The organism is Mesorhizobium sp. M0152, assembly GCF_040322415.1.
Lineage (GTDB): Bacteria > Pseudomonadota > Alphaproteobacteria > Rhizobiales > Rhizobiaceae > Mesorhizobium.
Genome location: NZ_JAMYTH010000080.1, coordinates 1 through 10,192, shown reverse-complemented (window position 1 = coordinate 10,192; position 10,192 = coordinate 1). Strand labels below are relative to the sequence as shown.

The 10,192-nt window shown below is 59.7% G+C and carries 8 protein-coding genes and 2 pseudogenes; 9 read left to right on the top strand and 1 reads right to left on the bottom strand.

All coding sequences use genetic code 11. The features are described 5' to 3' along the window. From metK to NKJ26_RS32505, 9 genes and pseudogenes are all read left to right on the top strand, one after another. On the top strand, window positions 1-928 hold a 928-nt coding region (metK, locus tag NKJ26_RS32545; RefSeq protein ID WP_352699899.1), incomplete at its 5' end, for a methionine adenosyltransferase. Window positions 929-1,029: 101 nt separating this feature from the next. Continuing rightward, complete coding sequence (locus NKJ26_RS32540; protein ID WP_352699897.1) at window positions 1,030-2,022, top strand: adenosine kinase; 993 nt, start codon at window positions 1,030-1,032, stop codon at window positions 2,020-2,022. 56 nt (window positions 2,023-2,078) lie between these two features. Then, the gene (locus tag NKJ26_RS32535) at window positions 2,079-2,372 is read left to right on the top strand and encodes a hypothetical protein (protein ID WP_352699896.1); all 294 of its coding nucleotides are present in this window, start codon (window positions 2,079-2,081) and stop codon (window positions 2,370-2,372) included. A gap of 240 nt (window positions 2,373-2,612) precedes the next feature. Further along, a pseudogene (locus NKJ26_RS32530) lies at window positions 2,613-2,910 on the top strand (ISAzo13-like element transposase-related protein); the annotation flags it as partial. A gap of 561 nt (window positions 2,911-3,471) precedes the next feature. After that, window positions 3,472-4,689 (top strand): ATP-grasp domain-containing protein, encoded by a 1,218-nt coding sequence (locus tag NKJ26_RS32525; RefSeq protein WP_352699894.1) that lies wholly within the window; start codon window positions 3,472-3,474, stop codon window positions 4,687-4,689. A gap of 424 nt (window positions 4,690-5,113) precedes the next feature. Beyond that, entirely contained in the window at window positions 5,114-6,025 is a 912-nt protein-coding gene (locus NKJ26_RS32520) for a dihydrodipicolinate synthase family protein (protein ID WP_352699892.1), read from the top strand. A gap of 28 nt (window positions 6,026-6,053) precedes the next feature. Continuing rightward, complete coding sequence (locus NKJ26_RS32515; protein WP_352699890.1) at window positions 6,054-7,532, top strand: aldehyde dehydrogenase; 1,479 nt, start codon at window positions 6,054-6,056, stop codon at window positions 7,530-7,532. Between the two features lie 93 nt (window positions 7,533-7,625). Then, entirely contained in the window at window positions 7,626-8,963 is a 1,338-nt protein-coding gene (dsdA, locus tag NKJ26_RS32510) for a D-serine ammonia-lyase (RefSeq protein ID WP_352699888.1), read from the top strand. Window positions 8,964-9,043: 80 nt separating this feature from the next. Beyond that, entirely contained in the window at window positions 9,044-9,754 is a 711-nt protein-coding gene (locus NKJ26_RS32505; protein ID WP_352699886.1) for a glutamine amidotransferase-related protein, read from the top strand. Window positions 9,755-9,841: 87 nt separating this feature from the next. Here NKJ26_RS32505 and NKJ26_RS32500 read toward each other — a convergent pair. Continuing rightward, window positions 9,842-10,138: pseudogene (locus tag NKJ26_RS32500) on the bottom strand (proline racemase family protein); the annotation flags it as partial. Window positions 10,139-10,192: the final 54 nt, after the last annotated feature.

Here is a 10,192-nt window from a genome sequence, read left to right as displayed (position 1 = left end):
CGTCGGCTTTGACGGCCGGCGTTGCTCCGTCGTTCATGCCCTCACCGAGCAGTCGCCCGACATCAGCCAAGGCGTTGACGAGGGACGAGGGCAGGACCTCCAGCAGGGAGCGGGAGATCAGGGCCTCATGTTCGGCTACGCATGCCGCGAAACCGACACCCTGATGCCTTTGCCGATCCAGCTCGCTCATCGCTTGACGAAGCGGCAGGCCTATGTCCGGAAGGCACGACAGCTTGGCTGGTTGCGTCCGGACATGAAGTCCCAAGTCTCAGTGCGCTATGAGGGGTTGCGCCCGGTCGCTCTGGATACCATCGTAGTGTCGACCCAACATGACGAGCAAGTTTCACAAGAGACTGTCCGCGAGGGCGTCATTGAGGAAATCATCAAGCCCGTCCTGCCGACCCACATGGCGACGGAAGGCATCAGAATTCTGGTCAACCCGACGGGGCGGTTCGTAGTCGGCGGGCCGCGCGGTGACTGCGGTCTCACCGGACGCAAGATCATCGTCGATTCCTATGGCGGGATGGGTCGTCACGGCGGCGGCGCCTTTTCGGGCAAGGACCCGTCCAAGGTTGACCGCTCGGCTGCCTATGCGGCCCGGTATGTCGCAAAGAACATCGTCGCCAGCGGACTTGCGGACGTGTGCGAGGTGCAGCTTGCTTACGCAATCGGCGTGGCCAGTCCGGTTTCCATCATGGTCAACACGTTTGGGACAGCAAGGATTGAGGAAAGAAGGATCGAGCGCCTCATTCTTGAGATGTTTGATCTCAGACCGAAAGGCATCATCAAGATGCTTGATCTCTTACGGCCTATATACCGCGATACTGCGACCTATGGCCATTTCGGCCGCGAAGAGCCTGATTTCACCTGGGAGAAGACAGACAGAGCCGACGAATTGCGTCGCGAGGCAGGACTCGGCGCCCCGTGAGGGCCGCCGGCAAACGGCTTGGCAAGCCCATTCCCACTTGGCAGACCCGCGCCCGCCCGGGCGTGGCAAGAAGCCGGCTCGGGTTTTTGGCGGAGACATTGATGCCGGACTATGACGTGCTTTGCATCGGCAATGCCATTGTCGACATCATCGCCCAGTGCGACGAGGAATTCCTTCAGACCAACGGCATCATCAAGGGCGCGATGAACCTCATCGACACCCAACGCGCCGAACTGCTCTACAGCCGCATGGGGCCGGCGATCGAGGCCTCCGGCGGCAGCGCCGGCAACACAGCGGCCGGCGTCGCCTCCTTCGGCGGCCGCGCCGCCTTCTTCGGCAAGGTTTCCAACGATGCGCTGGGCGAGATCTATGCGCACGACATCCATGCCCAGGGCGTCGCCTTCGACACCAAGCCGCTCACCGGCGAGCCGCCGACGGCCCGCTCGATGATCTTCGTCACTCCCGATGGCGAGCGCTCGATGAACACCTATCTCGGGGCCTGCGTCGAACTCGGGCCGGAGGACGTCGAGGCCGACAAGGCCTCGGGCGCCAAGGTCACCTATTTCGAGGGCTATCTGTGGGACCCGCCGCGCGTCAAGGAAGCGATTCGGCAGACGGCGAAACTGGTGCATGCGGCGGGCCGCGAAGTCTCGATGACGCTGTCGGATTCGTTCTGCGTCGACCGCTACCGCGACGAATTCCTCGACCTGATGCGCTCCGGCACCGTCGACATCGTTTTCGCCAACAGCCACGAGATCAAGTCGCTCTACCAGACATCTTCGTTCGACGAGGCGCTGGCGAAGATCCGCAAGGACTGCAGAATAGCCGCCGTCACCCGCTCGGAAAAAGGCTCGGTCATCGTGCGCGGCGACGAGACCGTGGTCATCCAGGCGACCGCCATCAGGGAGCTGGTCGACACGACCGGCGCCGGCGACCTCTACGCCGCCGGCTTCCTGCACGGCTACACGCAGGGCCGCGACCTCAAGAACTGCGGCGACCTTGGCTCGCTGGCGGCCGGACTGGTGATCCAGCAGCTCGGGCCGCGCCCGCGCCAGAACCTGCGCCGCGAGGCTAAACAGGCGGGGTTGCTTTAGGTGCTAAGGACGCTCCGAACAATAACTGAATCTCGAGCGATAGCGGCTGCGGCTGTGTGACTCACAGCTATGGGATTCCGGCGCGCCACAACTGGCTGTATGTCGATGGTATGATCGACGAAGACGGCATCCGCTATCGCTGGAAGACGGTGGGGCGCAAGCTTGACGAGCGCGGCCGTCGAATGTTTGCGGCGGCTGAAGCGGGCACGGCGGGCTGGGGCGGCCTTGCGGCGGTCTCGCTGATCACGGGGCTTGCCCACTCGATGATCAATCGCGGCCAGGACGACCTGGCGCCATGCCGCTGGCTGCGGGGCAGGTTCGCCGGTCCGGCGGCGGGCGCAAGGCGGTGAGTGAGGTCGATCCGGCCTGACCCCGGAGCTGAAGCGGCTGGTAGAGCCTGTTACGCTTGGCGACCCGAACGAGCGCTGCTGTGAGTGTCGGAAAGATGGACAAGCTCGCCGACGCCTTGATGGCATTGGGCCATCCGAGCAGCGCCGATACGGTTGCCAAGGAGTTGGTCAAGCTTGGCTACTCGCGCCAGCACAATCGCAAGGCTGACGAGGGATCGCGCCATCAGTGTCAGGTTATAAAAGGTCGAGTTGCAGAAGCTGGCCGACGAGACGGGCTTGACTTTGCACGTCCACCATTATCCGCCCGGCACATCGAAGTGCAACAAGATCGAGCACCGCCTGTTCTGCCACATCACCCAGAATTGGCGGGGCCGACCTCGAAAGCCGCCTGACGGTGGTCGAGTTGATCGGCGCGACGACGACCAGGACCGGCCTCAAGGTCGACTGCGTCCTCGACACGCGCACCTACGAAAAGGGCTTCAAGGTGTCCGATGCAAATGCCCAGCATCGACATCGTCAGCGACAAGTTCCATCCTGAACCCTCAGACCACGAAAACGGTAGCGATTATTCTCCATGAGGTCCTAAGAACCAGTTCCTCCGTTGCTCGAGGAATCGTGACCGATTGACTGAACGCCGAGGTTGACGCCAGCGCGTACAGCGGGGATTGGGTCCCCACAATCTCCTATTCACAGCCTGAAGGAAGTCGTGAAATGACCCAATCGCGGGCCACCTGGCCCAGCAGAGTGGCGATAACCAGTTCCCGGCCGGCCGGCTGATGCCAACGCCGCGTGATCTTTTCTCTGCCAGTCCCAGCGAGATCAGGCGTTCGGCCAAAGTCTGAGGCAACGGTCGGTGGGCCCCCGCTTCATTGCTTGAGAGAGGCATGCTCGTCTTCGTCAATATCTCGCAGCCGCTTCACACAAAAGTTCGAAGGGCAGCCGATGCAACAAAACTCGAAATAAAAATTTGCTGATTCTTAACACGGCGAGATCGTTGGCGATGGTAACCTCGGGGCAAGGTCTGAGATCAAGCGCGGCTACAAAGGTGCCGACAGTCCTTCAGGCCGCCGCACGGCACGCACAGAAGGGTCCACAGCCAATGGCAAGAGCGCTGATCCTAATTGGAGGCACGGTAATGGGCTCGGGTCTGCTCTACGTCCAGGCTGCTCAGCGTCTTGGTCTTCAGCCAATTACCCTTTCTGACGATCCAACTCGGTACGACCATTTCGCGGCGAAAGGGGCTGAGACAATCCGTGTTGATACAGACGATCTGGATGCGCTGATCCGCGAATGTTGCCGGCTCCGAGGGACCTATGACATCGCAGGCATCACGGCCGCTGCGGATTCGTTTTATGCGACAGTTGGCAAGCTCTGTCGGCACTTCGATCTACCCGGACCGAACCCGGAAGCTATCGAACAATGCTGCGATAAGTATACTCAGCGTCAACTTCTCGCGGCCTCAGGCGTTCCGATACCTGCTTATCGCTTGGCGTCCAATGCAGCGGACGTAGAGGATTCTGCCGCGGAGATCGGACTGCCGGTGATAGTTAAGCCGGTGGTTGGCAGCGGCAGCAGTGGGGTCCAATTGTGCCACAGTTTCGGTGAATTGGCCGAACATACGGCCTATTTGTTGAGCGGTAACCACATATGGCGTGCGTCCCCAAGGATCCTTGTCGAAGAATACGCACAAGGTCCGCATTATACCATTGATATAATGGGGGATGACGTCATTGGGATTGGCGCGCTTGACTTCTGCCGCCCACCCCATTTCGTCTATCGTGAGCTCACCTATCCAGCCGTGCTGACTGGATACAAGCGCAAGCGTATCGCCGATGTTTCGCTGAACTGTTTGCGCGCTCTAGGGCTTGGCTGGGGGCCAACGAACATTGAACTCCGCTGGACGAAGCGAGGGCCAGTCGTCATTGAAGTCAATCCGCGTATGCCGGGTTCGCCCTGTCCTCAAATGGTCCAACTGGTCTACGGTGTCGATCTCGTCACCGAGCATATCAAGCTTGTCATCGGTGACGAATGGAATTTGCTCAGAAGCAATCCGCAGACTGCGGTTTTGCGGTTGCTAGTTCCTAATCGCGATGGCACCATCGATTGGACCGATCTCGGGGCTGCTGATGTACCAGGTGTCGCCGAAATTAAGTTCTATATTAAATCTGGGACGCCAATCATCCGGAAAGGTGATTATCGAGACTGTATAGGATATGTTCTCGCTACGTCACCAAACATCGATCTGACCAGACAGATACTTCAACGTGCGGTCGACTTGATTCATTTGTCAATCATGCCTTTGAATACCGATAATTGAAAGTGACTCAAGAAGTATTTGCTTCCAAGCTCATATGGCGATCCTGGCGTTAGGGGTCCGGACGGAGGCGATCTTTGAAGCGACCGACTATTCCGTGGCTGTCTTGCGGTAGGCGCATCTTGGGGTGCGCAGAACAGCATGCGACCGAGGACGGCGCAGCCGATGGCGACTTTGGTCTGCTGAATGGGAAGCGACCGTGTCCGCAAACGCCACCCGAGGCAGGCGCTGGTGAGCCGACACGCGACATTTGAGGTTTCGTTCACTCTTCAGTCGGTCAGGCCGCGCCAAGGTGCGGACCATCAAAAGTCGTTGACAATAACTATGAACGACAATATGTCGACAGAACGAGCGACCGGCTTTCGCGACACACAAAACGAGTCTTCGCAGGCTATTCCCTGCGGTTTAATATGGATGGAGATTTCAGATGCAGATACCTCAACTCAGGGGCATCCTGACGGCCCTCGCCACACCCTATGATGATAGCGGTCGCCTGGACCTAAAGGCCTTGGACAAGCTCGTTGAGTATCTCATCTCCAACGGCGTGCATGCCCTCATCCCGGGGGGCTCGACTGGAGAATACTACTCCCAGACGCTGGAGGAACGGAAAGCCGTCCTCGGGCGCGTGGCCGAGGTCGTGAAGGACCGCATCCCACTTTATGTCGGGGCCAACAGCATGCGGCCCGAGGAGACGATTGAGGTCGCAAAGTTCGCCGAAGGCCTGGGCTACGGGGCGCAGTTGCTCGCGGCTCCGCCTTACTCCCTGCCGGACAAGTCGGAACTCATTGCGCATTTCCGCAACATCGCCAAGAGCACGCCACTGCCGATCATCCTCTATAATTTCCCCGCCCGCACCGGCGTGGACATGGACAAGGAGTTCCTCGAAGGCGTCCTCGATATAAAGAAGATCTTCGCCATCAAGGAATCGAGCGGTTCAATTTCCCGCTACTACCAGCACATGGTCCTCTATCCCGAGCTGCAACGCGTCTGCGGTTTCGATGATCAGGTCTTGGATCAATTCCTGTGGGGCACGCGCTCCTGGATCGCCGGCGCTTCCAACTTCCTGCCGGCAGAACACGTCGCCCTATACAACGCGTGCGTCAAGAAGGAAGACTTCCTGCTTGGGCGTAAGCTGATGAAGGCAATGATGCCTTTGATCTACTTGCTGGAGAACGCAGGCAAGTACAATCAGTACGTCAAATACGGCGCGTCGCTCGCTGGCATTCCGATCGGCGATGTGCGCTCGCCGCTGATCGGCCTGTGTGATGCGGAGCGCTCCGACTTCCGCAAGCTCTACGAAGCCCTAAAGTCGCAGAACATCGCCTCCTGGGTGCATTGAAAGTACCCCAATAGGTTGAGGACATAAGATGACCGTCAATATCAAGATGCCCGCGACGTTCGAGACGCGCCCATTTATCAACGGCGAATATTGCGTTACGGAACGCGGCGAAACGTTTGCGACTTTTAACCCTGCCACGGGCAAGGAACTGGCGCAGGTTTCCTCGGGCGACGAGGCCGACATCGACAGGGCTGTCGCGGCCGCGCGCGCTGCCTTCGAAAGCGGATCGTGGTCGCGCCAAACGCCCCGCGACCGCAAGAAGACGCTGCTGCGCTTCGCCGACCTGATCGAAAAAAAACGCGAAGAACTCGCGCTGATCGAGACGCTCGACTGCGGGAAGCCTCTGAACGATTCCCGCAACGTCGATCTTCCCGACAGCATCGAGACCCTGCGCTGGCATGCCGAGGCGACGGACAAGCTCTACGATCAGATGTCTCCAGCCCCGCTCGACGTCGTTTCCATGATCGTGCGCGAGCCGGTCGGGGTTATCGGCGCGGTCCTGCCGTGGAACTTCCCGCTGTTTGTCGCCATGTGGAAGATTGCGCCTGCGCTCGCTACCGGAAATTCCGTCGTCGTCAAGCCGGCGGAACTGACCTCGCTTTCGATGCTCCGCCTTGCGGCCATCGCCGCCGAAGCCGGTCTTCCCGACGGCGTGCTTAACGTCGTGCCGGGCATGGGCCCGACCGCCGGCCGCGCGCTCGGCCTGCACATGGACGTCGATTGCATCAGCTTCACGGGCTCCGGCGAGGTCGGCCGCTACTTCCTGAAATACGCCGCCGAATCGAACATGAAGCGCATTGTCTTGGAATGTGGCGGCAAGAGTCCGGCCATCGTTCTTGATGACGTGACCGACTTCACCCCCGTTGTCGAGCAGATCGCGGCCGGGTTCCTGTTTTGCCAGGGGGAGAACTGCTCCGCCGGCACGCGCTTGATAGTCGCCGAGAAAATCCGCGAACCTCTGCTCGCGAAGCTCAAGGAAACCGTCAAGGCCTGGAAGGTCGGAGATCCGTTGGATTCCGCTACAAAGATCGGCGCCATGATCGAGGAGCCGCATATGCATAAGGTCCTCTCTTACATCGAGAAGGGCCAATCCGAGGGCGCGAAGCTGACCCTCGGCGGCAATCAGGTATTGAAGGGAACCGGCGGCTACTTCATCGAGCCGACCATCTTCGAAGGCGTGACGAACGACATGGTAATCGCGCGCGAGGAGATTTTCGGCCCCGTCTTGTCAGTCATCAGCGTCCGTGACGACGCCGAAGCCGTGCGCATCGCGAACGACACGAATTACGGCTTGGCGGCGTCGCTCTATACGAACGACCTCAACCGCGCTCACCTGATCGCAAGGTCGATCCGCGCCGGCACTGTTTCGGTCAATTGCTACTCGGAAGGCGACTTCGCGGTCCCGTTTGGCGGCTACAAGGAATCCGGCTTCGGCGGAAAGGACAAGGGCTTCGCTGCTCACGACCAGTATACCGAGACGAAAGCTATCTGGATCCAACTGCGCTAGTCGGCGCAGGGTTCGGATCGGTCGCTTAAGGAAGGCTTGATTCTTTCGGGTCATTCCTGATCGGGATCGGCGAATTTGCGTCAAGGACACCTTATGCTCGACGACAATGGCCAGGCGAAGGACAGGCTTCTCGCCCAACTGGCGGCAGGAGTTCCGGTGTTCTGGATCAACCACGCTCTTGCGCAATCGCATGACGGCGATGCGTATCGTCAGGATATCGCCAACGCGCGGCAGCGTTTGCGCGATGCCCGTTACCATCTTCAGGGCTCTTTCCCTGCGACTCGCGGCTCGGCCGACGTCATCGAATCGCCGCTGCTTGCCGCCGAAGATCTCGCGAAGCGCTGGAACATTCCACGCTGGCTCGTCAAGGCTGACCATTCCCTGCCGATTGCCGGGTCGATCAAGGCGCGGGGAGGGTTCAACGAGGTGCTCGCCTTCGCGGAACGGGTGGCGGCTGAGAACGGTCTCGCCCGGACGTCCCTGGAGCGGCCGAACTACACGCACCCGGACGCGCGTTCCGTCTTTTCACACTATTCGGTCGTCGTCGGTAGCACGGGCAATCTGGGCCTGAGCGTGGGCATGATCGCCTCTAGCCTCGGCTTCCGCACGATGGTGCACATGTCGCGCGACGCCAAAACCTGGAAGAAGAATCTTCTGCGCGCCAATGGCGTCGAGGTCGTCGAGCATACCGGGGACTATTCGATCGCCGTCCAGCAGGGGCGCCAAGCCGCCGAAGCCGACCCGAAATGCCACTTCGTCGACGACGAGCATTCGATAGACCTGTTTGCCGGCTATGGCGCCGCCGCAGCCGAACTGGCTTCGCAACTTGGGGATCGGCGAATTGTCGTCGATAACGATAATCCACTGTTCGTCTATGTGCCTTGCGGCGTCGGCGGCGCGCCCGGCGGGATCACCTACGGACTGAAGTCGCTTTTCGGAAAGAACGTACATTGCTTCTGGGCTGAGCCTTCGGCTTCGGCCTGCATGCTCCTTCAGCTGTTGATTGGCGTTCACCGCAGCGTGTCCGTCTACGATATTGGTCTCGACAACGCAACGGAAGCGGACGGACTGGCCGTCGGCAGTGCATCTCCATTCGTCGCGCCACTGATGGCTGACCAAGTCTCCGGCATCTATACCGCGAACGATGGTCACATGCTGGACATGATGCTGTGCGTGCGGGACGCCCAAGGCCTCCAGGTAGAGCCTTCTGCGGCCATTGCCTTACTCGGCCCGCTCTTCCTGACCGCGAGCGAGGAAGGCCGCAGTTATGTTCAGGCGCATGGACTTGGGCGAACTTTGCCGAATGCGACGCATATTTCGTGGACGACGGGCGGCTCGCTGGTTCCGGCCGCCGAATGGCAATTACTCTACGAACGCGCGGAGGCTTTCCGCGGCAAGGTGAGCGCGCTGGCCGACGCCTGGAAGCAATGATATTCGTGGGTGCTAAGTTGTCGAACTTACCTGCCGGTAGAGCCGACGGCTGGCTTCTCAGCGTTTAACGGGAGACTAAAATGGCTCATGTTGTATTGGTCCGGCATGACAATGGTCCGGAGGACGACCGGGTCGTTGAGTTCTTCCAGGCGCACGGCGTTCCTCCCCGAACCATCAGACCTTTCCTGGGGGAGCAGCTGGATGTTGTCGACACATCGGTCGTCGGCAGCGTGATCTTTGGCGGGAAGTTTAACGTGTTCGACGATCACAAGTACCCATTTCTCAGGTTCGAAAAAGAATGGGCCGAGCAATGCATGAAGCAGAACGTCCCGCTGCTTGGGATCTGCCTCGGCGCCCAGGTCATGGCTACCGTGCTGGGCGCGAAGGTTGGACCCCTCCCTGGCGATCCAGGTGAATTCGGCTATTACGAAATCGTCGCAACGGAGGTCGGGAAAACCTATTTTCCGGAACGGCTGTACGTCGCAGAGTCGCACTACCACCAATTCGAAATCGCAGCCGGTGCCGACCTTTTAGCCAAAAGTGAGCTATTTGAGCACCAAGCATTCCGTTACGGTGAGAAGGCCTTCGGATTCCAATTTCATCCCGAGGCAAGTCCTTCAGTGTTTTACAGATGGCAGCAAGACCCTGGAAAATACGTTAGACCGGGCGCCCAGGACCGTGCCGAGCAGGACAGGTTGATGAAAATCCATGACCCTGCGCAACATGCCTGGTTCATGGGCTTTCAGGAGCGCTTTTTCGAGCCGGCGGTAGAAGCTGCCCGTTTGACCTAATCGCCGGGTGGTCGCATTCTTCGAGTATCCTACGCTCGGAAGAATGGCAGGACGTCCTGCAACTTCCGCCACATCCTCCACACGACCACGGAATAGCGTGCCGATGATAGACTCGTGAACGAACGTTTCGCCGACGTCCAGCAACCCCTTTGCAACACGCTGTGCCATGCGAGAGGAGGTGCCGGTGCCGCAGGGCGAGCGGTCGATCCCGCGTTCCCCGAAAAACACGGCGTTGCGTGCATTTGCTTCCGGGTGCTTGGCCTTATCAGCCCACATAACATGGCTCACCCCAGAAATCCGATCGTCCTCTGGATGCACTGGACCGACGGCATCCTGTACCAATTCGCGGACAAGACTAATCTTGAGGATATCGTCCGCCGTCATGCTGTCGAGACCAGTCCAGTTCTTCTGAGGTTCCACAATGGCATAGAAGTTGCC